The organism is Bacillus marinisedimentorum, from assembly GCF_001644195.2.
In the GTDB taxonomy this organism is placed as follows: Bacteria; Bacillota; Bacilli; order Bacillales; family Bacillaceae_O; genus Bacillus_BL; species Bacillus_BL marinisedimentorum.
Map to the genome: position 1 here is coordinate 18,650 of NZ_LWBL02000054.1, position 22,108 is coordinate 40,757.

Consider the following 22,108-nt stretch of genomic DNA (forward strand, 5'->3'; position numbering starts at 1 on the left):
ATAAATGGGAATAAATTTTAATTTCACATACCGTATTGAAAATGCACAATAACTTACTAAAACCATAAACTAAAAAAAGAATAGGAGGGTGAAAAATGAAAACAGGCAATTTCAATCAAAAGTGGGGTCAGCCTTATTGTGCTGGTATTGGTGACATCGCAACCGATTTTTCAGCAGATGCCTATTATGCAGAGTCCATCAAAAAGATAAAACTTAGCGAATTTAAGGGCAAGTGGGTCATGCTGTTTTTTTATTCCTCTGATTTTACATTTGTATGACCGACAGAACTGGCAGCGGTCGCTGCTATAAATCCGGCATTACGGGCAAGGGATACGGTTTTGATCGGGATCAGCACAGACAGCGTATATGCGCACAAAGTGTTTACAGAAGTATCCCCGTCAGCTGCAAAGATTAATTTTCCGCTTATAAGCGACAGGAACCAGAAAATCAGCAGGGCCTACAGTGTATTGAATGAAGAAACCGGGGCAGCATATCGGGCAGTAGTCATTATTGATCCAGAAGGTGTCATTGCTGCAAGGCTTTTGTATCCAATGAAAGTAGGGAGAAACAGTATTGAATTGCTCAGGCTGATAGATGCCCTCCAGTACACCACAAGAACAGGTGAAGGCACACCTGCGAATTGGATGCCCGGCCAGCCGGGGATCATGTCAGATATCAAGAAGGCAGGGATGATATAATTTCACATACCGTATTGTTTTCATACCATATAGAGTATTATTATTTAAAATGAAAATAATTTATGGTTTAATGGTAGTATTGGGAAAGAAGGGCAGGTAGTTCAGTAATGTTAATGGATGCAATAAAAGTCGGGCCATTCGTGATCAAATATTTATGGATGATCCTGGCCGCATCTTTTGCGGCCGGTTATTTTACCTTGCAGCTGACACTTCGGAAGAAAGACCGGCAGCATGCTGCTGACTGGTTGAATGAAACATTGAATGCTGCAGTTATTTGGTTTGCAATTTGGAAATTAAGTTATATCATTTTACATCCCGTTTCTGCTGTAAGCAATCCGATTTCCATTCTTTATTTTACCGGAGGCAGTATCGGAGCCTGGCTTGGCATTGCGGGCGCAGTCCTTTTTATGCGTTTTAGACTGAATAAAATGGCAGGATCCCTGCCTGGGCTTTTATATGAGTATTTACTTGCTGTTCTGGCAGGAACCGGTGTGTACCATCTCCTTGCTTTATTTTTTGAAGAAGCGATGTACCATGGTTTTCAGGCAGCACTGGCTGTTCTGCTTGCTTTATATCTTTTAAGGAAAAAAAAGGATATTGCTTGGCAAGTCCTGTTATGGTTCAGTATCGGACAGGTTGCAGCCGGCTTTTTGCATTACCGGGACATTTTTCTCTTCATGTTTTCATTGCAGCAATGGGTTTTCTTGAGCCTCAGTTTGTATTTGCTATTGAAAGACAAGGACATTAAAGAGTAAGCGAGGGAGTAACGTGAAAAAATGGATAGCGATTCTTCTTATTGCCGGGTTAATCGGTTATGGGCTTTATGATGTAATTCTAAATGATAGTGATGCCACTGACAGTTCAGAAGAAGGGACAATCGGTCTTGAAAAAGGCAATATTGCTCCTGATTTTGAACTTACAACATTGGAAGGTGAACAAGTACGCCTCTCAGATTACCGTGGCCAGAAAGTCATCATCAACTTCTGGGCAACCTGGTGTCCGCCTTGCCGGGCCGAAATGCCGGACATGCAGTCATTTTACGAAAAATCAGGCGATAAGGTCGAGATTCTTGCCGTCAATGCGACAATGTCTGAGAAAAAAGAAGAAAACGTGGCCGAATTTGTTGAAAATTTTGGTTTGACGTTTCCAATCCTAATGGATACTGAAAACAATGTGAATCGAAAGTATTCTATTGTATCCATTCCTACAAGTTATTTTGTGGATTCAAATGGTAAGGTGTTTACAAAATTCACAGGTGCCATGTCATACGATTATATGAAAACCACCATAAACAAAATGGACTAGAAGAGGGGGGATATCCCCTCTTTTTTCTTTTTTTTACAACAAAATTCCACAAAATATATATAAAAGCGATATTTTTTCGAAAATTTGTAATAATTAAACCGGTTTTGGGAAATAATATTTTGTAGAATGAAATTGAATAAAGGAAACGAGGGTGATAAAAATGCGCAAGCCAAACAAGCGTTCATTCAGGGAATTGGTTCTTGAAAATAAAAAAGAATTATTAAGCGACAAAAGGGCGTTGGATAAACTCGAAGAACGCCTCGAACGAAAAATATCAGAAAAAATGTAAAAACCGGGCTGACGCGCCCGGTTTTTTCTTTTGTTGAAGTATAATGTTAATTTCAGCCTTCTTGTGACGAGGCAGATTTGTTCAACGGGGATGTTCGTACATAAAGAGACCGATTATCCAGCATACTATCGTTAATCATATGGAAAGGAGCCACTTTTGCATGAGTAATCCAAAAAGGAACAATAAGCACTTCAACCCTAACCATGTCGGAACAAAGCAGCGTGAAGCCGGCGGCAATAAGGGCAAGAAAATGCAGGATCAATCCGGACAGCACCCGGATGTTATGCAAACAAAAGGTGAATAAGGGGAAGATCACCCGGCATAATAAAAATGGAATTCAGCATAAGGAGGCTTTATTTAATGAAACAGAATCAGCCAAAACCTGATGACCGCAGTGATAACGTTGAAAAGATCCAGGACATGGTCCAGAATACGATTGAAAACATTGAAGAAGCTGAAGAAACCCTGCAAAACGGGGAAATTTCCGGAGAAGAGCAGGAACAAATCAAAAACAAAAACGAACGGCGGGAAGAAAGCCTGGAAGCGATGCGCAGTGAAATCCAGGACGAAGCTGACGACCGTAAAAACGGATATCAACAATAAGAGGAGGCAGCCCAGTGCTGCCTCTTCTTATTTCAAGGCAGCCTAAAGAACAAATGCGAAAAGCGCCCGCTTAGCGGCGCACGCATAAGCGGGGACGCACCAGGAAGGGCGCTTTTCCCCTTCATGGGGCGGCAATGCTTATGACGATAGCCGCCAGGGCTCGCAGCTGGACATTGATCTTGCTTAATAACTTTAAAAAAATTCGCCGATTGGCGAGCCTATTAAAACGAAGTTGCAACAATCTATATCCTATAACACCCAATCCTTTGAAATACTTCTTTGCCGGCAACTTATATTCCTATACGGTAAAACGGATTCTGCCGCAAAAACACTGGGCATGAGTGTTCCTACCGTTTGTGATAGAATATATCGTGAACTTCAAAAGGTTGGTGGATTCCTATGAGAGAGAATCAGCTTTTAACATATAACGAGTTGAAACAGTTGCTTGAAAAATGGCAGCAATCAAAGACCTTCAGTGAGGGTGAGGTCCTGAAGGTGCTTCGCCAGGTCGAAAAAATTCGGCACTCCGGACAGTCCGAATACGATGAACTGGAAGCTGGGCTGCTCTTATTGCTTGCATCCGCACGAACGGAACGGATGGGTAAAGGTGATCATCTCACATTGAAATGGATAGAACGGGCCCTGTCACTCGATCCGGATAATCGGCAAGCTCAGCAATTAAAAGCTGAAAATCTGCTAAAAGAAACAATTCAGGCTGTTGAAACCCTTCAATTCCCGGTACTTCGTGAAACAGATAACCGTCCTACGAAACGGAGTGCCGCTGAAGAACACATTCAGGCGAGCCGCTCATTTCTTGAAAGTTACGATAAACACGAATTCCTGCTTATTGACGGGAAAAAGGCTGCTGACCGGGCTGATGATGAGCTGCTAGCTGAAAAATACAGTGTGCTGAAGAAACGTTTCTATCGTCTGTTTGAATTGGCTACTGCCCTTATCCGGGCGTCAGAACAGTATCTGGAATCATTGACAGGCGTTTTTTATACATCGAATTTTCTTGACGACATGAAAGCAGCCGTCCAGGAAATCAAAGATATACGGGAAGAATGGCTGGAAACGGCTGCTGATGAAAGAGAGCCGGCTGAAGAGACCAGCTGTCTGAATGAACTGGACAGCATGATCGGACTGGATGCTGTAAAAACCAAAGTACACAGGCTTTATCACTTTTTGGACTATCAAAAGAGGAGGAAAGAGCTGGGCTTTGCGTTCAAGGATGAAGTCAGCCTCCATATGATCCTGACAGGCAACCCCGGAACGGGAAAGACGACACTCGCCCGGATGCTTGCAAAGATATATCACGAACTCGGCGTCCTGCCCCGGGCTGATGTCACCGAAGCGGACCGGTCCCGTTTGGTCGGAGCTTACGTCGGGCAAACCGAAGAAAATACAATGGAAGTAATCAAACAGGCAATCGGCGGCGTTTTATTTATTGATGAGGCTTACAGCCTGAAACGTGAAGGACAGTCAGGCAGTGATTATGGGCAGACAGCGGTGGACACACTTGTCTCAGCGATGACAGGAGGCGAATACGCCGGAAAATTTGCCGTTATATTGGCCGGCTATCCTGAAGAGATGCGTCAGTTTTTATGGTCCAACCCGGGATTAAGAAGCCGCTTTCCGGAAAGCAATCACATTCACTTACCAGATTATACGGCTGGCGAACTGCTGCAAATTGCCGAAAAGGTTGCAATGGATAACGATTATACCTTCACCGATGATGCGCTGAGGGAACTGGAAAAGCGGATTGAAAAGGAACAGGTAGATGAATCCTTCGGAAATGCCAGGACAGTTAAAAATATTGTCCTTGATGCCATTTTTACGAAAGGTGCCCGGCTGTCGGGGGAATCGGAAGATGTCATCGATTATACAGTGCTCGAAAAAGAAGACCTGAAACTCGAACCGGAACAGGATGATATACGGTCCCCGCTGGAGGAACTCGAGTCACTGGTGGGACTTGAAAACATTAAAGAGGAAGTCAAAACCCTTTCATCATTTATCAATATTCAGCAAAAGAGGCGCGATATTGATCTTCCTGCCGTTCCTATCCAACTCCATTCCGTGTTTTCCGGCAATCCGGGGACAGGCAAAACGACAGTCGCAAAGATATTTGCAAAAATACTGAAAGATACAGGGATTTTAAAGCGCGGCCACCTGGTCATCACAAGCCGTTCGGATTTGGTCGCAGGATATGTGGGCCAAACGGCAATTAAAACAAGAAAAAAAATCAGAGAAGCACTCGGCGGCGTTTTATTTATCGATGAAGCGTACAGCCTGTTGTCCAGCACCCAGCGTGATTTCGGAAAAGAGGCAATCGATACGCTGGTAGATGAGATGACGCGCCATAATGAAAATTTGGTCGTCATCCTTTCCGGCTATCCCGAGGAAATGAAGAAGTTGCTGGCAAGCAATCCAGGACTCGCATCACGTTTCAAAAAGTATTTTCACTTCCCCGATTACAGCCCGGGGGAAATGGCGGAGATGGCCATTCACTATTCCGATTCATACGGATATTCGCTTGCAGAGGAAGCAGCACAGTATTTACAGGGGTTCCTTGCAGACTATCAGATGCAGGGAAATGGCCGATTTATCACGAATCTGATTGATGAAGCCATCCAGGAGCAAGCTTTCCGGCTCATGAAAAATAATGATAAACAGCTTGATCCTCAAAAATTATCCTCAATTTGTAGAGATGATCTGGAAAACGCATTGAAGAAAATCAGATGATGGAAGGAGCAACCCGTTTTGACAGTTGCCGAAACAAGCATTAAAGTACGTTATGCGGAAACAGACCAGATGGGCGTTGTTTACCATGCAAATTACCTTGTATGGTTCGAACTCGGCAGAACCGCACTAAATGAAGAGCTTAACCTTGATTATGTTGAGGTCGAAAACGAAGGAGTGGTTGCCCCCGTACTCGACTTGAACATTTCCTACAAGAAACCGGTCCGATACGGGCAGCACGCTGTGGTCAGAACGTGGATCAGTGATTACAGCCGACTCAGGCTGACCTACAGCTATGAGATATTCAATGGAAATGGGGAACTGGCCGTTACCGGTCAATCTGTTCATACCTTTGTTAAAAAAGATACGTTCAGGCCGCTGTCACTGAAACGGAATTTCAAGGAATGGCACGAAGTCTATGAGCGTGCAAAGGAATAAGCGGAAAGGGACGATTTGATGGCATTTGGAATCAAGCGTGATGAACTTGAAAACTGGAAGTGCAGAGTGGAAAGCGGCGAAATCGCTTTTCTCACGCACTACTGGGTCCACCCCCGTTATCCGACCATTCATACTGTAACAAAAGCAGGCTGCAGCAACATTAGTAAACTGGCTGAATGGGGAAGAAAGTATGGGCTCAAAGAAGAATGGATCCACCACCGGTCACAATACCCCCACTTTGACCTGATCGGTGACTTGCAGATTGAAATTTTAAAACAAGAAGGCTTTCACCAACACATCGTACGTTTCAGGCTCCCGCAGTAATGTAATAAGTTGTTTCATGCAAATTTATCTATAGAACGAAAAAAGCATACCAATTCTATGTTTATTGGTATGCTAATTCCTATGGTATACATAATGTTTCTCTCCGAAGACGAACCATTCAGTGTCTTAGCTGCAGATTATTACTTAGTGTGCAGGGCGTTTATATTCAAATTCTACGCCGTCAATGAAGTTATCATATTTGATATTCAAGTCATAATCATCAAAGTACCACTCATCATCTTTTTCAACAAAGAACGTGATGCCGTCTGTAGTATAGTGTACACCCATGTCTTTCGGCTGTTCATTCGAAATTCCGAGTGAGAATCCTTGCTGTATCGTACTATGGCCTCCATAACGGGCAAAGAGGCGGACAAAATCACCGTTGTGTAAATCCATTTCATTTTTATACCATTGAAGAGCAGGTTTCGAAATTGAAATTTTCATGACTCGATCCCCTTCCAGGTGAATTTTGATTAAACAAAGATGTTCTTTCTTTATACTTCAATCATAAAATGGGGCAATGGAAACGACAACATGCACCTGTGATGTTTTTTTGAACAATTATAGAAAAATTTAAAAAATGGATTTTCTTCTAATCGATACGATAAACGTTCATGATGACTGCCTGTTTTTATGGTAGAATATGAGAAGCAGAAACGGTAATGATTGATTGAGATGAAGAGGTGAAACGATGGTGGAAATGGTTGTGAATCTGGTATTGCTCGGCCTTATCGTTTTTCTTTTGCTGATTCTGAATGAGATGGGCAAAGATTTGAAACGGATTGCGAATGCGCTTGAAGATGAAGCCGAAGAACGGAAAAAGCGGTGAAAGGGGATACTCCCGGCCGTTACATAAAGGTTTTCTTGTAGCAGGAACAAATGCGCAAGGCGCCCGCTTAGCGGCGTACGCATAAGCGGGGGCACCCGCAGGGAGGTGTTCTTTCCTCCCGGAGGGGATCACCGCTTATGACGATAGCCGCTGGCACATGGAGCTGGAGGAACAAATGCGCTGGCGCCTGGAGCTGGACGATTCCCTCCTGGCTTTTTATCCGCAACGCTTGCATTTAATCATTTCCTTAACAGCGAAAAAGCAGCCGGACCGGCTGCTTTTTTTGGCTAATCGCTTAAACAGATTCAAGAATCTCATATTTTTTATGGTTGACTACCGTTTTCGAGTTTTCAAAATCCAATTCTTGATAATTGTCCATGACGGTTAGATCGACGATCACGCTGTTTTCATACACAACTTCGACCTTCCCCCGCATGCCTTCTTTGAAAGCCACCAGATCCCCGATTTTAGCTATTTCCATCGCACAACACTCCCTCGCAATAGTAAACGCTTACAATGATTACAGCATGTATTTTTTTTAAACGCTGTTTTTTGCAGTTTTGTACTGCAAATTAACCAGTCTGCGCTGTATTTTTTGCAAGCTGAAAAATATTTACTTTCTAGTTTATACCATCTCAACCATGAATTCCATAGCATAATGCCAATAATTCATTTTTTTGTAAAATCCAATCCTCAAAATCAAGTTGCCAGTATTCATAAACGGATTTCTCTTTGCATGAATGGCTATGTTAATCTTGCGGTGGATTTTTGGCAAAGTTTTTATCGGCGGAGTCTTGAGCTGAGAAGGGAACCAGATTCATTTCCTCTCTTACAGCGGACGTATTCGCCGTTGAGACACTACAAGATGCAGCGAAGAAAATAAATTCTGAACCTGAAATGAAAAAGGGACTGGACGCAAAATTACGAATAAGGGCAAAGCTTGCAATAAATAAGAGTCCGGCATATGATGCCGGACCCCCCTGTTAACTGTTATTGCCGCTGTTTCCGAAAAAACGGTTGAATTTCCTATTTTCCTTTTCCTGCGTTTCGCCCCGGTCTATATACGGGTTTTTTTCGTTGGGATCGGCAGGATCCAAATTCGTTTTTATGACAAGAGACGGGCTTTCTGAGGCCTCCATGATCATCCTGTCATTAAGTTCATCAAAATCGGGTATGTCTCTGCGTCTGTTATTTTTATTTTCCATGACAGCACCTCCTACACCTTATTTTTCATTCAATCAGGAGAAATATATACCTATTTAAAAATAATTGCAGGGTTCAGCCGATTAGGTTCGTCAAAGTAAATGGAAGGGCCAAAAAGGGGGGAGACAATGTACAGTGACGATCAACTAATCAAATATGTGCAATCCGGCAAACGTGACTATTTCAGAGATATTGTCTCCCGCTATGAACGTAAAGTGCTCTCGGTTGCCTTTAAAGTGACAGGAAACCGCAAAGATGCTGAAGATATCGCACAGGAAGTTTTTGTACAGATTTACCGTTCAATTGGCTCATTCCGAAATGAATCCAGTTTTTCAACCTGGGTCTACCGTATTTCCATGAATAAAGCACTCGACTGGAAACGGAAACATTCCAAGGAAAAAATGGAGCAGGATATCACGGTTAGTGAGAAAGTCGTGCCGATCCAGGAACTGCTTCCGGAGGATTTGCTGATCAACAAAGCCGATCATGAATTCATCATAGGACGGATAAATAGCCTGCCGGATAAGTACCAATCGGTATTGAAACTCTATTATTTTGATGAGTTATCTTACCAGGAAATCGCAAGAAAGCTGGACATAGCCGTCAAAACAGTCGAATCAAGGCTTTACCGGGCAAAAGCGATGCTTCGCGAACAGTTCAGGAAGGAGGGCCTGGGATGAAAAGACATATCAATCAAGATACACTGATTTCGCTTCAGCTCGGTGCACTTGAACCTGCAAAGGAAGAGGCCGTATTGAATCATCTCCAAACATGTTTGCATTGCCGGGAATTGAAACAGGATCTGGACGAACTTCATGCTGCCTGGGACTCGCCTGTAGACAATTGGGATGACGGGGAATTCACAGAAGCTGTCATGGCGTCCTTGCCTGGCCAGCCTGTTCATAGTTTAATTTCTGAAGCTGGAAAGACCGGAAAACGCCGACTGTCGAATAAAGCCACATGGCTGAACCTGGGCCTGTCCGCCGCTGCAACTTTCCTCTTCATCTATTACGGGTGGATGCAGGAATTCAGCAGTTTGCCTACTTATATGATTGGTGCTCTCGATCAAACAACCGATTATATGCAGGTCGGCCTTAATGAGGGTTTTAACGTACTCGAACAGTTCAACTGGAATAAAGTGATCGATTTGATCAAATAGAAGGGGGAAATTTCCATGCAGCAAAAATCTAAAGGACTGACATTCTTTTTATCCTTTGTCCCGGGGCTCGGCCATTTTTATCTCGGCTTGATGAACAGGGGCCTCCAAATTATGATTGCCTTTTTCTCCGTTATGTTTCTCAGTGACCTATTTCATCTTTTCGGGTTTTTAATGCCTGTTATTTGGTTTTTCGGTTTATTCGACGCCCTGCAGCAGCACCGGCTTGTAACAACAGAAGACGGGCATCCGGACCGTCCGTTTATCGAGTGGGGGCATCTGCATGAGCGGAAAGACTTACTTGGCTGGGGCCTGATCGTCTTTGGCATTCTGTTGATCCTTGATAAACTCACCATTTACTTTTTCAACATGCCGCTATTCATCATGATGAGAAACGCACTTGTCGGTGTCCTCCTCATCGTACTTGGCTGGTATTTAATAAAGGGCAGAGGAGGCAGCAGCGGCCACGAGACAGAGTCCGGCCGGGCAGAAAGCAGCTTAGAATCTCCTGCATTTCAGGATGATGGAGTGCGTGAGCCTGCAGATGAACCAGAGGACAAGGATGCTCCTGATGCTGACTGGAAAGAAGGGGAACTCAAATGAGAAACTGGAAAATCGGTACGTTCACCGCCGGGATTTCTCTGATCGCCATCGGCGTGGTTTGGCTCGGCAACCAGGTGTGGAATATACCGCTCGACCGAGTTATTGCCAATGGATGGCCGTTTCTGCTCATTTTGCTTGGTGCTGAAATCCTTTTTCACCAGCTGTATCGGAAAGACACACCGGTCAAAATAGACTTTTTAAGTATCTTCCTGCTTATTTTTCTCGGTTTTATCTCCATCGGTGTTTATTCCATGCAAGCATCCGGGCTATTTACAGCAGTAAAAGGAATTGTGAGCACGTCTGAATATTCCCGGGATATTAATGAGTCCTATGAAATTGAAGAAAATATTGAGGAAATCTACATTGAAATTCCGAATGCGGATCTTGTTTTGGAAGGTGAAGAGACAGATGAATTGATGGTATCAGGAACACTTGAAGCAAACGCTGAAGACAGGCAGGAGGCAGAAAACGCCTTCAATGATGCCATCACTTACACGACATCGGGCAATAAAGCTTATTTTAAAATTAAGCAGCCGAAAAAGACATCGTTTTTGAACCTGGATCGGTTTCATTCAGACCTCAAGGTCCATCTCCCATCCGACCTGTATACATCCATCAACGTAACGAACGGCGAAATAGTTGCAGAGAAACTTTCGAACGGTGCGGAAATTCGATTGGTGAATGGCAAGATTGAAGTTTTCGATGTGCAAAACGGCCTTGATGCCAGTCTTACCAACGGGGATATTCTATTGAAGAATATAGAGGGAGAGGTGAAGGCAGAAGGGGTGAACGGCTCGATTGAAGCAGAACAGGGGAAAGTAACAGATGACTGGAAGGTCGGTCTCACAAATGGCGATATGGAATTCAGTCTTGCCAGAACCAGTAATGCAACAGTTAAAGCCGCTGCAAAAAACGGTACTGTTGAAGGGAGTGCTGATTGGATCCGGCCGAACCGGAAAGATAGTCCCGCCTATAAAAAAGAAGGCGAGCTCATACTCGGCGAGGGTGAACACCGAATAAACCTTTCTGTCGGCAATGGTGATGTAGCGGTAGATTTAAAATAGCAAAAAGAGCCCGCCATTTTGTGCGGGCTCTTTCAAGTTTAATCCAGCGCTTTTTCCATCGACTTGATGTTTTTCCTCATCAGGCTGAAGTAATCTTCATCATTTTCCACATCTTCCTCTGTAAGGACAGCGAGATTATGGAGGTAAAGAACATCTGCACCGATCTCTTCCTTTATGATATCAGCGACTTTCGGTGTGACGTTTTGCTCAAATAAAATCGTATCGATGTTGTACTCGCGTGCTTGCTTTATCAGCTTTTCAAGTTCGGCCTGCGTTGGTTCCTGAGATGGTGAAAGACCGGTGATGGCCAGCTGCTCAAGGCCGTAGCGGTCTTCCCAATATTCGTAGGCAGCATGGGAAACCATGAACTTTTTAGTGGATGTTTTTCCGGCAGCCGCTTCAAACTCCGCATTGATCTTTTCAAGATCGGATTTCAGAACTTTAAAATTCTCTTCAAAGTCATCTTCCGCTTCAGGTTTCAGTTCCTGTAGCGCATTTTTAATATTTTCAGCCATCGTAACAGCAAGGACCGGGTCAAGCCAGATGTGCGGATTCACATCGCCATGGGCATGTTCATCGTCTTCATTTCCTTCTTCACCTTCGTGATTTTCTTCTTTTTCATCATGCTCTCCGGACTCGATGCCTGCCGAAGCCTCGTAAAATTTCACGTTTTCTTTTTCCAGCGCACTTTCCATTTTGTCTGCATAGGGTTCCATTCCGACTCCGTTATAAATGAAAGCATCGGCTTCAGCAACTTTCACGATCGTTTTCTGGGTCGGCTCAAATGTATGGGCGTCCCCGCCCAGCGGCATGATATTGGTGACTTTGACATGTTCCCCACCGATTTTTTCAGTAAAGTCTTCGACTGGGAACAATGAAGTATAAATGGATAACTCGCCATCTTTAGGCATGTCCTCTTTATTTCCCCCGGCACAGCCTGCCAGGAAAAGGATGGGAACAAGGGAAAATATGATAGCAACCTTCATTATTCTTTTCAAGTGTTTATCTCCTTTCTCATTCGGATACAGCATATTGACATAGCCGTATTATATCGTAATGATTACGATTTGTAAATGAAATTGAAATATCGCTGAAATGTCATAAATATTTTTGGATACGGCTTTCCTATAAAAGCACTTATGTTATAATAAGCCAGTGTCATAATACCCCGGCAAGCATATTTATTGCCGTATAAAAACATGTGTTGCTACACTATTCACATAAAAGGGAGGTCGACAACGTGATTTCAGTTACTAATGCTGCAGTTGAGCAGCTTAAAAAAGAACTTGAACGGTTTGAAGTGAGCGAAGAAGATTACTTCATCCGCCTGACAATGGGCATTGGCTGAGGTGGCCCTCAGCTTCGACTGGCTCTGGAAGAGTCAGCTTTAGACAGTGACACTGTTGTGGAGGAAGGCGGCTTGAAATTCCTCGTACATGAGGGGGACCGCCAATTTTTCGATAACTCGAAGCTTGATTTTGTCCGGTCATTCATGGGCGGCGGAAGATTCGATATCATCCATGGGGAACAAAAGCGGTTCACAAGTGAATCAAATTGCTAAACAGAAGCCAATCCCTGTCTTGAACAGGGATTGTTTATTTTAAAACTTACTTCCATGCTGCACTTGACCGGAATCTTTTTATTGAGTAACATATAGGATACTTAGAACATAATGATGAAGCGTTGATGGAACAATAATAGCCTTAACCACTTGTCAAAGCGATCCGGGGATGGTGGAAGCCCGGAACAATGTTATGGTGAAACGGCATTCCGGAGCATCTTGCCCAGCAAAAGGGGATACGGGATACTTCCGTATCAACCAGGGTGGAACCGCGGGAACCGACTCCCGTCCCTGGACATGTGACATGCATGTCCTCGGACGGGAGTTTTTTATATCTCTATTAAATTGGACTAAAGGAGAATCAGAAATATGGAAAAATCTATGGACACGATTACTTCGCATGCCAAACACAGGGGATTCATCTTCCCGGGATCCGATGTATACGGCGGGCTTGCCAATACATGGGATTATGGCCCGCTCGGCGTCGAGCTCAAAAATAACATCAAGGATGCCTGGTGGAAAAAATTCGTCCAGGAATCCCCGCATAATGTCGGTCTGGATGCGGCAATCCTGATGAACCCAAAGACGTGGGAAGCTTCCGGGCACCTCGGCAACTTCAACGACCCGATGATTGACTGCAAACAATGTAAATCGAGGTTCCGGGCTGATAAACTCATCGAGACACACGCCCATGAAAATGGGGAAGAAGTCATTGCCGATGGTCTTTCTTTCGATGAAATGGAAAAAATGATCGACGAAAAAGGCATCGAGTGCCCGGAGTGCGGTGCAAAAGACTTCACCGGAATCCGGCAGTTCAATTTGATGTTCAAAACCCACCAGGGTGTCACAGAAGGATCCGGCAGCGAAATTTATTTACGGCCTGAAACCGCTCAGGGAATTTTTGTGAATTTCAAAAATGTCCAACGATCAATGCGGAAAAAACTCCCATTCGGCATCGCTCAGATCGGAAAGAGTTTCCGTAACGAAATCACCCCGGGCAACTTCACGTTCCGCACCCGCGAATTCGAACAAATGGAACTCGAATTTTTCTGCAAACCGGGCAATGAGCTGGAATGGTTTGATTACTGGAAAACCTTCTCGAAAGAATGGCTTCTTTCACTTGGAATCAATGAAGACAGCATCCGTCTCCGTGACCATGATGATGATGAACTTTCCCATTACAGCAACGCGACAACTGACATCGAGTACAAATTCCCGTTCGGATGGGGGGAACTTTGGGGCATCGCGTCCAGGACCGATTACGACTTGAAGCAGCACCAGGAACATTCCGGTGAAGATTTCCAATACATCGACCAGGAAACGAATGAGCGCTATATTCCATATTGCATCGAACCGTCACTGGGAGCAGACCGGGTGACGCTGAGTTACTTAATTGATGCCTATGATGAAGAAGAATTGGAAGACGGCACAAGCCGTACCGTTATGCATTTCCATCCAGCAATAGCTCCTTATAAAGCAGCCGTTCTTCCGCTTTCGAAAAAGCTATCCGAACAGGCTCAGGCTGTCTGGCAGGAGTTGGCCGGCGATTTCATGGTAGATTACGATGAATCCGGATCGATCGGAAAAAGGTACCGCCGCCAGGATGAAATCGGAACGCCATATTGCATCACATTCGACTTCGATTCACTTGAAGACAACAGCGTGACCGTCCGTGACCGTGACACGATGGAGCAAGTCCGCCTTCCGATTAATGAGTTGAAGTCATACTTGAAGGAAAAAATACAATTTTAATAACAAGTAACATTTTAAATGCAAGCGTTCAAAACGAGTATGGAACTGTAAAGGTTTCATACTCGTTTTTTTGTTGTCACATAAGGTTATAAGCTCCTTCTTATTTAAGTTAAAGGATAAAAAAAGTTCTTTTGAAATATACAAAGAGAGGATAACTGTACTTATAAATATAAGGGCACAGAATAGCTGTATCAGGTGATCAATCAACCTTGCCAAAAGATTATTATTTAAGAGAATTCAACTATCTTTCACATTTATCCCTATACCATTCCAAACGAAAATCACTTGTTTTTCAGCAAGAATACCCAAATACAACATAGGATAATGAAAATAGAAAAAATTGAGATGGAAGCCTTGAATTTTCTGAATTATGAGTTATATTAAAGATAGGCATACATACTGACCGGTTAGTAAAATAAACAAAAGGGGATAAGGCAATGAACTTTGATCACTCTGAAAAAGTAAAGCGCTTACAGGATCAGCTCAATGAATTTATGGAAGAACACGTCTATCCTAACGAGACCGTATACGAGCAGCAGCTTAATGAACAGGAAAACCGCTGGCAGCGTATCCCGCCGATCATGGAAGAATTGAAAGAAAAAGCGAAAGCGGCCGGATTATGGAATCTGTTCCTGCCAGACAGCGAATACGGCGCCGGACTGACAAACACAGAATATGCTCCGCTCGCTGAAATCATGGGCAAGTCTTTAATCGGACCCGAAGTATTCAATTGCAATGCACCTGATACCGGAAATATGGAAGTGCTTGTCCGTTATGGTAACGAGCAGCAGAAGGAACGCTGGCTGAAGCCGCTTTTAGAAGGCGAGATTCGGTCCTGTTTTTCCATGACTGAACCAGGTGTCGCGTCCGCAGATGCTACGAATATCGAGGCAAGCATCACCAGGGACGGAGATGAGTATGTCATCAACGGAACAAAATGGTGGTCGTCAGGCGCCGGTGATCCGCGCTGTGAAATAGCGATTGTCATGGGAAAGACCGATCCCGAAGCACCGCGGCATGAACAGCAATCGATGATCCTTGTGCCGCTTAATGCACCAGGAGTCAACATCAAAAGGGTCACCCCTGTCTTTGGATATGACCATGCGCCGCACGGACATGCTGAAATTGACTATAACAATGTCCGTGTTCCTGCTGACAATATCCTCTGGGGGGAAGGGAAAGGATTTGCCATTGCCCAGGGCAGGCTCGGCCCAGGCAGAATCCATCACTGTATGAGATTAATCGGTGCGGCTGAAAGATCTCTGGAATTGATGACAAAACGGGTGCAAAAAAGGATAGCCTTTGGAAAGCCCCTGGCAAAGCAGGGTGTCATAAGGGAGTGGATTGCGGATTCCCGCATCGAAATCGAGCAAGCGCGTCTGCTCACGATGAAAGCCGCCTACATGATGGACACTGTCGGAAATAAAGTGGCGAAAGCTGAAATCGCCATGATCAAAGTGGTCGCGCCGAATCTTGCCTTGAACGTCATCGACAGGGCCATCCAGGCGTTCGGAGGTGCCGGAGTCAGTGATGATTTCCCGCTCGCAGCGCACTGGGCGAACGCCCGTACACTGCGGATTGCCGATGGTCCAGACGAAGTCCATCGAGAAGCAGTTGCACGGATGGAGTTAAAGAAATACCCGCAAGAGTCTCAATAATTCACCAACCTGTTTAGGAGGAATATATAATGCACGTTATGGATTTATTCAGCCTTAAAGGAAAGACAGCGATTGTCACAGGGGGCGGACGCGGCCTCGGTGCCCAAATAGCCGAAGGTTTTGCAGAAGCGGGTGCTGATGTCGTCGTGTGCTCACGAAAGCTGGAAGCTTGCGAAGAAACAGCAGAACGCTTGAAAGAAAACGGGGGTAAGACACTTGCATTGAAGTGTGATGTCACCAACCCTGACGATGTTAAAAACGTAGTGGATGAAACCCTTTCCGCTTTCGGAAAAATCGATATCCTCGTCAATAACAGCGGAGCATCGTGGGGGGCACCTGTGGAAGAAATGCCTCTTGAAGCATGGAATAAAGTCATGAATGTGAACGCGACCGGCACTTTTTTGATGTCTCAGGCTGCAGGGAAAGTCATGATTCAACAAAAAAGCGGCAAAATCATCAACATTGCATCCGTAGCAGGCCTGGGCGGTGCGGATTCCCGTTTTTTAAACGCGATTGGCTATAATGCCAGCAAAGGTGCCGTTGTCACGTTCACAAAAGATCTGGCCGTGAAATGGGGTCCGCACGGAATCAATGTCAACGCTATTGCACCAGGTTTTTTTCCAACAAAAATGTCAAAGGATGTCCTGAAATTCGGCGGCGACCGGATACTTGAAGCTACACCTCTAGGAAGATTTGGTTCTGATGCTGAATTAAAAGGGGCTGCCGTATTTCTCGCGTCCGATGCATCAAGTTATGTTCAGGGGGATATTCTTTCTGTCGACGGGGGCATGCACGCCATGTGATTTTTCTGGGAATCGAATGGACTCCCGGCGGCTTCAGAAGGCACGATGCTGGAGAATGCCGGGTGTACAGATAAAAGCTTTTATATAACACAGGAGGGGATTCAGATTGGAGAAAAGCTGGTTAAAGCATTATCCTGATCATATTTCCACTGAAATTGAAGTTCCGGATATACCGGTTGCACAGCTGCTTAGCGATACTGCAAGTGACCATCCTTCCAAACCCGCACTATCATTTTACGGCAAGGAAACTTCCTATTATGAGCTGAACCGGACGGTTGATATGCTCGGATCATCCCTTCAGCAAAACGGGATGCAAAAAGGAGACAGGGTTGCAGTCATGCTCCCGAACTGCCCGCAATATGTTATGGCGTATTTCGGGACATTAAGAGCTGGGGGGATCATTACGCAGGTCAATCCGATGTTAGTTGAAAGGGAACTGCAAATGATTCTCCAGGATTCAGGAGCCGAGACGATTTTTGTGCTTGATAAGCTCTATCCCCGTGTTAAAGCTGTCCAGGCTGATACGAACCTCAAGACAATCATCGTCGTCACGCTGCCTCCATCCGGGGAAAAGTTCGATCCTGATTATTCATTCGAAACGTTTTTAAAATCGGGTAACGGTTATGTCGAAGATCCGGAAATTGACCCGGCTCATGATGTGGCTGTCCTGCAGTATACAGGCGGAACGACCGGACGTTCAAAAGGCGCCATGCTTACGCATCGGAACCTTGTCGCAAACCTTGTACAAACATACATGTTTTTCAAAGACGATATTAAGATAGGCACGGACAGAGTCCTTACCGTCATTCCGCTCTTCCATGTATTCGGAATGACATCCGGCATGAATCTCGCCGTCTACACCGCCTCCAAAAACATTTTGCTGCCTAGATTTGAACTTGAGGAAGTGCTTCAGACAATCAAGCGTGAACAGCCTACTGTTTTCCCCGGCGTACCGACAATGTATGTGGCGATCACTAGCCACCCTGAAGCTGAAAAATTCGGTATCGACAGCATCCGAACTTGCAACAGCGGATCGGCACCGATGCCGCTGGGCCTGATGAATGACTTCGAAAGGAAAACAGGTGCAAACATTCTCGAAGGCTATGGGTTAAGCGAGGCATCACCTACAACACACTGCAACCCTCCGTTTGCCGGCCGTAAACCGGGAAGCATCGGCATCGGGCTGCCTTCAACGGAATACAAAGTGGTTGATATCGGTTCTGGCACAGAAGAACTTGCTCCCGGAGAACTGGGCGAGCTTGTCATCCGCGGACCCCAAGTAATGAAAGGATATTGGAATATGCCTGAAGAAACGGCGGCCACGCTCCGTGACGGATGGCTCCATACCGGTGATATCGCAAAAATGGACGAAGAAGGCTATGTTTATATTGTCGATCGGAAAAAAGATTTGATTATCGCCAGCGGATATAACATTTATCCACGTGATATCGAAGAAGTGCTTTATGAACATCCGGCCGTGCAGGAAGCGGTCACAATCGGGGTTCCGGACCGGTACAGGGGGGAGACGGTCAAAGCGGTCATCGTGCTTAAACAGGGCCAGGATGCCTCTCCTGAGGAATTAAAAGCGTATTGCCGTGAAAACCTTGCGTCATATAAGGTTCCGGAAATAATCGAATTCCGCAGCGAGCTGCCTAAAACAAGCGTAGGTAAAATATTGCGGCGGGCTTTACGTGAGGAGAAAGCTGGAGAAGTTCAAGGATAATCCTTTCTTTTACGATAATTTGGACAAAAAACATTCTGGCTGGTATGATACAATTCTCAAAAAGGCTGTGTTAAAGCTCACTGTTGGTTAACGACACTATTGCTTGGAGTGGAAGGCATTAGACTCATGCGGATGTGGCAAAGCAGGGGGCCCCGAGGCGCATTTCCAGGCCGCGGAGACTCCCGGCCGCCCCGCGGCGCGGAGAGCGATTGCTTGGAGCGGAAATCAACGGCGGAATTTAATATAGCGTTCAAAAAGGGAAAAAGGAGTCCAACTATGAAACAAAAAATTGTACAGGCCAGTATAAAACTTTTTGAAAAGCAAGGATTCACTGAAACTTCCATCCAGGATATCGTTGATTCTCTAAATGTCACTAAAGGCACGTTCTATTACTATTTCAACAGCAAAGAAGAACTATTAAGGGATATTCACCTTGATTATATTTCCTATGTTCTTGAGGAACAGGAAAAAATCATTGGTGATGAAAGCAAAACAGCAAGGGGAAAATTGCGGACCATAGTTACGATGCTGATTACAAGCATTGAATCACAGGGGTTCATGGCAAGGATTTTTTTCCGGGAAATCCGGAATTTAAGCCGTGAGCACATTGAAGAAATCACCTTGAGAAGGGAAAAGTTTCTTGCCAACCTCCAGCAATTGATCAAAACGGGCATTGAAAAAGGGGAGTTCAAAGAGGGTCTTAATCCTGATATTGTTGCTCTCGGGGTGCTTGGAATGACTAACTGGAGTTATCAATGGTTCAAGCCTGAAGGTGAATTATCCGATACAGAAGTGGCAGGCATTTTTGTTGAAATGATTTTAAACGGCATTTCATTAAAGTGATTGATACAGGCAGCTTTTTTAAAGGTGCCTGCTTATAACATACTGACCATTCGGTATATACGGAGGCGGTCCAATGGAAATAAGGGAAATTTGTGTCATCGGCGCCGGTTCGATGGGACATCAGATAAGTATGCTTTGCGCGCTCGGAGGCTATGAAACCACCCTTCAGGACATTAACGAACGTGCATTAAAGAAAGCTGAAAACCAACTCCAGTCGATTATGGAAAAGTGGGTCGCCAAAGGTAAGATTTTGGAAGATGAAATGCAGTCAGCATTTGAACGCCTCAGGTTCACGACAGACCTGGAACAAGCGGCCGGTGATGCCGATTTTGTCATCGAAGCAGTTGTCGAGAAACTGGAAATCAAACAGGAGGTATTCGAGAAACTTGACAAAATCGCCCCTTCAGATGCGATTCTGGCTACGAATAGTTCCACCATTGTCAACTCGCTGATTGCAGGAGTAACAAGCCGGCCGGATAAAGTGATCAATATGCATTTCTTCTTCCCGCCGCTTGTGATGGAATGTGTAGAGGTTGTTGTAAGTGAACAGACATCGGAGGAAAGCGCGCAAACTACATTGGCGGTATGCGAAAAGATCAACAAAACCGGTGTGCTCATTCATAAAGAAATATCAGGATTTGTCGCCAACCGCATTCTCGGAGCTATGCAGAAAGAAGCGATGAATTTATATGACCAGGGGGTCGCCGATTACAAAGATATTGATTTGATCGTGAAAAAAGCGCTCGGCCATAAAATTGGCCCATTCGAGTTAATGGATTTATCCGGGAATGACGTTGTCTATTTTGTGATGAAGCAGCGTTTTGATGAAACCGGAGATCCTGCAGATAACCCCCCTCATTTCATCGAAGAAAAGGTAATAGCAGGCGAACTTGGGCGCAAAACCGGTAAAGGCTGGTATGAATACGGCCAGGCAATCATAAAGAACTGATCAGTGTTCAGGAAAACAGCGGTTGAAATCGAAGGAGGAACTTTTCGTGCATGAAGAATTAACAGTCAAAGTGAGATTTGCGGAAACGGATGCTTTAGGCCATGTCAATAATACGAGTTATTTTATCTATCAAGAAGAGGCACGGGTCGAATTTTTCGGTAAGCTCGGTTATGAACTTAATGCCAGTGAGTGGCACTTCATACTTGCCTCAACGAAATGCGATTTTCTCAGCCAGGGCTACTTCGGCCAGACGCTTGCCGTTGAAACAACTGTCCACCGAATCGGGACGAAAAGCTTCGGCCTCACCCATGAGATCAAAGATAAAGAAAGCCGTACACTGATCGCCAGGGGGTTGGAAACAATCGTTTATTTCAATTTCCACACGCAGCAAAGCGAGACAGTTCCTGATTCATTGCGGGCAAAACTTGAACAATATCTTGTCACGGCTTGATATTTCCGAATTTTCAAATTAAGGAGGTTTAAAGATGGCTTACTCACTTGATACAATTCCTGTCAGAAAAGGAGAGGAGATCGACCTTGGGTCCCTTGGCCGATTTTTACAAACAAACCTGGAGCTCCCTGTAGCGGACGGGATAGATGTGAAACAGTTTGGCGCCGGTCATTCAAACCTGACTTATGAAATAAAAGTTGGGAAGTGGGAAGGGGTGCTGCGGCGTCCTCCGCTCGGTCCTGTTGCCCCCAAGGCACATGACATGGAGAGGGAATTTAAAGTGCTGCAAGAATTGCACCCCCGTTTCCCAATTGCCCCTAAACCGCTCGCTTTTGGGAACGAGTCCATTTTGGGTGCCCCGTTTTTCATTATGGAACGGAGAAAAGGATTTGTTTACGACACTTCTTTTCCAGATGATTTAGCTGTAACCGAATCATTTTGCCGGAAGCTGTCTGAAGAAATGGTAAATCGGCTGGTGGAGCTGCACAGCATCGACTATACGAAAACGGGGTTAACGGAATTGAGCAGGCCTGAAGGGTTTATGGAACGCCAGGTCCACGGCTGGATCAAGCGGTATGAACGGGCCAAAACTGATGAAGTTGAAGGCGTGGAGGAGTTGAAGAGCTGGTTGGCCGCAAACATCCCATCCTCAACCCGGCCGGCAGTTATCCATTATGATTACAAATTGAATAATGCGATGTTCGATTTCAATGACCCGGCAAAAATGGTCGGCTTATTCGATTGGGAAATGACTACGGCAGGCGATCCTCTTGCCGATTTAGGCGCTGCAATGAGTTACTGGATCCAGGATGACGACCCGGAAATCCTCAAAGAAGGTTTCGGAAAGCCGCCGGTGACAGTCACAAACGGTTTCTTGACACGTGATGAATTCATCAGCCTCTATTCAAAGAAGAGCGGACGCGATGTTTCAGCTATCCATTTTTACCTTACGTTCGCTTATTTCAAGCTTGCAGTGATATGCCAGCAGATCTATTTCCGCTGGAAAAACGGCCAGACAAATGATGATCGTTTTGCCAGGTTCAATGATAAAGCAGCCTCACTTATCGAATATGCGCGTGAGAATGCCGCTAGGACGATATAAGGGTTTGGTGCGGTT

27 protein-coding genes are annotated in these 22,108 nt (G+C 45.0%); 23 read left to right on the plus strand and 4 right to left on the minus strand.

Annotation, left to right across the window (positions count from 1 at the left end; all coding sequences use genetic code 11):
• Positions 1-95 precede the first annotated feature (95 nt).
• The 9 genes from A4U59_RS16265 (at position 96) to A4U59_RS16305 (ending at position 6,396) form a co-directional block, all read left to right on the plus strand.
• Positions 96-698, plus strand: coding sequence for a peroxiredoxin (locus A4U59_RS16265; protein ID WP_245680576.1), 603 nt, complete (start codon positions 96-98; stop codon positions 696-698).
• 113 nt (positions 699-811) lie between these two features.
• Positions 812-1,453, plus strand: coding sequence for a hypothetical protein (locus A4U59_RS16270; protein WP_169823991.1), 642 nt, complete (start codon positions 812-814; stop codon positions 1,451-1,453).
• A gap of 13 nt (positions 1,454-1,466) precedes the next feature.
• Positions 1,467-2,003: a TlpA disulfide reductase family protein gene (locus A4U59_RS16275; RefSeq protein WP_066174725.1), complete on the plus strand. Its 537-nt coding sequence runs from the start codon at positions 1,467-1,469 to the stop codon at positions 2,001-2,003.
• Positions 2,004-2,163: 160 nt separating this feature from the next.
• The gene (locus tag A4U59_RS16280) at positions 2,164-2,292 is read left to right on the plus strand and encodes an FbpB family small basic protein (protein WP_066174727.1); all 129 of its coding nucleotides are present in this window, start codon (positions 2,164-2,166) and stop codon (positions 2,290-2,292) included.
• 160 nt (positions 2,293-2,452) lie between these two features.
• On the plus strand, positions 2,453-2,596 hold the full coding sequence (locus tag A4U59_RS16285; RefSeq protein ID WP_066174730.1) for an acid-soluble spore protein N: 144 nt from the start codon (positions 2,453-2,455) through the stop codon (positions 2,594-2,596).
• A 56-nt stretch (positions 2,597-2,652) separates the two neighbouring features.
• The gene (gene tlp, locus A4U59_RS16290; protein ID WP_066174733.1) at positions 2,653-2,895 is read left to right on the plus strand and encodes a small acid-soluble spore protein Tlp; all 243 of its coding nucleotides are present in this window, start codon (positions 2,653-2,655) and stop codon (positions 2,893-2,895) included.
• 399 nt (positions 2,896-3,294) lie between these two features.
• Positions 3,295-5,637: an AAA family ATPase gene (locus A4U59_RS16295; protein WP_066174737.1), complete on the plus strand. Its 2,343-nt coding sequence runs from the start codon at positions 3,295-3,297 to the stop codon at positions 5,635-5,637.
• 18 nt (positions 5,638-5,655) lie between these two features.
• On the plus strand, positions 5,656-6,072 hold the full coding sequence (locus A4U59_RS16300; protein ID WP_066174740.1) for an acyl-CoA thioesterase: 417 nt from the start codon (positions 5,656-5,658) through the stop codon (positions 6,070-6,072).
• An 18-nt stretch (positions 6,073-6,090) separates the two neighbouring features.
• Complete coding sequence (locus tag A4U59_RS16305; protein ID WP_066174743.1) at positions 6,091-6,396, plus strand: hypothetical protein; 306 nt, start codon at positions 6,091-6,093, stop codon at positions 6,394-6,396.
• Between the two features lie 144 nt (positions 6,397-6,540).
• On the opposite strand, the gene A4U59_RS16310 is transcribed toward A4U59_RS16305, so the two are convergent.
• Positions 6,541-6,840 carry a HesB/YadR/YfhF family protein gene (locus tag A4U59_RS16310; protein ID WP_066174745.1) on the minus strand — a complete coding sequence of 100 codons (300 nt, stop codon included), beginning with the start codon at positions 6,838-6,840 and terminating at the stop codon, positions 6,541-6,543.
• Positions 6,841-7,087: 247 nt separating this feature from the next.
• Here A4U59_RS16310 and A4U59_RS21440 point away from each other — a divergent pair, with 247 nt between their 5' ends.
• On the plus strand, positions 7,088-7,225 hold the full coding sequence (locus A4U59_RS21440; RefSeq protein WP_157888209.1) for a hypothetical protein: 138 nt from the start codon (positions 7,088-7,090) through the stop codon (positions 7,223-7,225).
• Positions 7,226-7,520: 295 nt separating this feature from the next.
• Here the strand turns inward: A4U59_RS21440 and A4U59_RS16315 are convergent, their stop codons facing one another.
• Together A4U59_RS16315 and A4U59_RS16320 are read right to left on the minus strand one after the other, a co-directional pair.
• Positions 7,521-7,706 (minus strand): YkvS family protein, encoded by a 186-nt coding sequence (locus A4U59_RS16315; RefSeq protein WP_066174747.1) that lies wholly within the window; start codon positions 7,704-7,706, stop codon positions 7,521-7,523.
• 502 nt (positions 7,707-8,208) lie between these two features.
• Positions 8,209-8,430, minus strand: coding sequence for a hypothetical protein (locus A4U59_RS16320; RefSeq protein ID WP_066174749.1), 222 nt, complete (start codon positions 8,428-8,430; stop codon positions 8,209-8,211).
• A gap of 126 nt (positions 8,431-8,556) precedes the next feature.
• Here A4U59_RS16320 and A4U59_RS16325 point away from each other — a divergent pair, with 126 nt between their 5' ends.
• From A4U59_RS16325 to A4U59_RS16340, 4 genes are read left to right on the plus strand one after another with little or no spacing between them, the layout of a single operon-like run.
• Positions 8,557-9,108 carry an RNA polymerase sigma factor gene (locus A4U59_RS16325; protein WP_066174752.1) on the plus strand — a complete coding sequence of 184 codons (552 nt, stop codon included), beginning with the start codon at positions 8,557-8,559 and terminating at the stop codon, positions 9,106-9,108.
• Positions 9,105-9,587: an anti-sigma factor gene (locus A4U59_RS16330; protein ID WP_066174754.1), complete on the plus strand. Its 483-nt coding sequence runs from the start codon at positions 9,105-9,107 to the stop codon at positions 9,585-9,587. The genes A4U59_RS16325 and A4U59_RS16330 overlap by 4 nt, the downstream gene beginning before the upstream one ends.
• A gap of 15 nt (positions 9,588-9,602) precedes the next feature.
• Entirely contained in the window at positions 9,603-10,187 is a 585-nt protein-coding gene (locus tag A4U59_RS16335) for a hypothetical protein (protein WP_066174756.1), read from the plus strand.
• On the plus strand, positions 10,184-11,251 hold the full coding sequence (locus tag A4U59_RS16340; RefSeq protein WP_066174759.1) for a DUF4097 family beta strand repeat-containing protein: 1,068 nt from the start codon (positions 10,184-10,186) through the stop codon (positions 11,249-11,251). The genes A4U59_RS16335 and A4U59_RS16340 overlap by 4 nt, the downstream gene beginning before the upstream one ends.
• 38 nt (positions 11,252-11,289) lie before the next feature.
• Here A4U59_RS16340 and A4U59_RS16345 read toward each other — a convergent pair whose 3' ends face one another.
• A complete protein-coding gene (locus A4U59_RS16345; protein WP_106406360.1) occupies positions 11,290-12,249 on the minus strand; it encodes a metal ABC transporter solute-binding protein, Zn/Mn family in 960 nt (319 codons plus the stop codon).
• 422 nt (positions 12,250-12,671) lie between these two features.
• Between A4U59_RS16345 and A4U59_RS21445 the strand changes: the two genes are divergently transcribed.
• From A4U59_RS21445 to A4U59_RS16385, 9 genes are all read left to right on the plus strand, one after another.
• On the plus strand, positions 12,672-12,812 hold the full coding sequence (locus tag A4U59_RS21445; RefSeq protein WP_157888210.1) for a hypothetical protein: 141 nt from the start codon (positions 12,672-12,674) through the stop codon (positions 12,810-12,812).
• A 369-nt stretch (positions 12,813-13,181) separates the two neighbouring features.
• Positions 13,182-14,564 (plus strand): glycine--tRNA ligase, encoded by a 1,383-nt coding sequence (locus tag A4U59_RS16350; protein ID WP_066174760.1) that lies wholly within the window; start codon positions 13,182-13,184, stop codon positions 14,562-14,564.
• A gap of 437 nt (positions 14,565-15,001) precedes the next feature.
• On the plus strand, positions 15,002-16,222 hold the full coding sequence (locus A4U59_RS16355) for an acyl-CoA dehydrogenase family protein (RefSeq protein ID WP_066174761.1): 1,221 nt from the start codon (positions 15,002-15,004) through the stop codon (positions 16,220-16,222).
• A 29-nt stretch (positions 16,223-16,251) separates the two neighbouring features.
• The gene (locus A4U59_RS16360) at positions 16,252-17,025 is read left to right on the plus strand and encodes an SDR family oxidoreductase (protein WP_066174763.1); all 774 of its coding nucleotides are present in this window, start codon (positions 16,252-16,254) and stop codon (positions 17,023-17,025) included.
• A 106-nt stretch (positions 17,026-17,131) separates the two neighbouring features.
• Positions 17,132-18,748, plus strand: a complete 1,617-nt coding sequence (locus A4U59_RS16365) for a long-chain-fatty-acid--CoA ligase (protein WP_066174765.1) — start codon at positions 17,132-17,134, stop codon at positions 18,746-18,748.
• 276 nt (positions 18,749-19,024) lie between these two features.
• Entirely contained in the window at positions 19,025-19,591 is a 567-nt protein-coding gene (locus A4U59_RS16370) for a TetR/AcrR family transcriptional regulator (RefSeq protein WP_066174767.1), read from the plus strand.
• A 73-nt stretch (positions 19,592-19,664) separates the two neighbouring features.
• Positions 19,665-20,540, plus strand: a complete 876-nt coding sequence (locus A4U59_RS16375; RefSeq protein ID WP_066174769.1) for a 3-hydroxyacyl-CoA dehydrogenase family protein — start codon at positions 19,665-19,667, stop codon at positions 20,538-20,540.
• 46 nt (positions 20,541-20,586) lie between these two features.
• Complete coding sequence (locus A4U59_RS16380; RefSeq protein ID WP_066174771.1) at positions 20,587-20,991, plus strand: acyl-CoA thioesterase; 405 nt, start codon at positions 20,587-20,589, stop codon at positions 20,989-20,991.
• Between the two features lie 34 nt (positions 20,992-21,025).
• Positions 21,026-22,093 carry a phosphotransferase family protein gene (locus A4U59_RS16385; protein WP_066174773.1) on the plus strand — a complete coding sequence of 356 codons (1,068 nt, stop codon included), beginning with the start codon at positions 21,026-21,028 and terminating at the stop codon, positions 22,091-22,093.
• Positions 22,094-22,108: the final 15 nt, after the last annotated feature.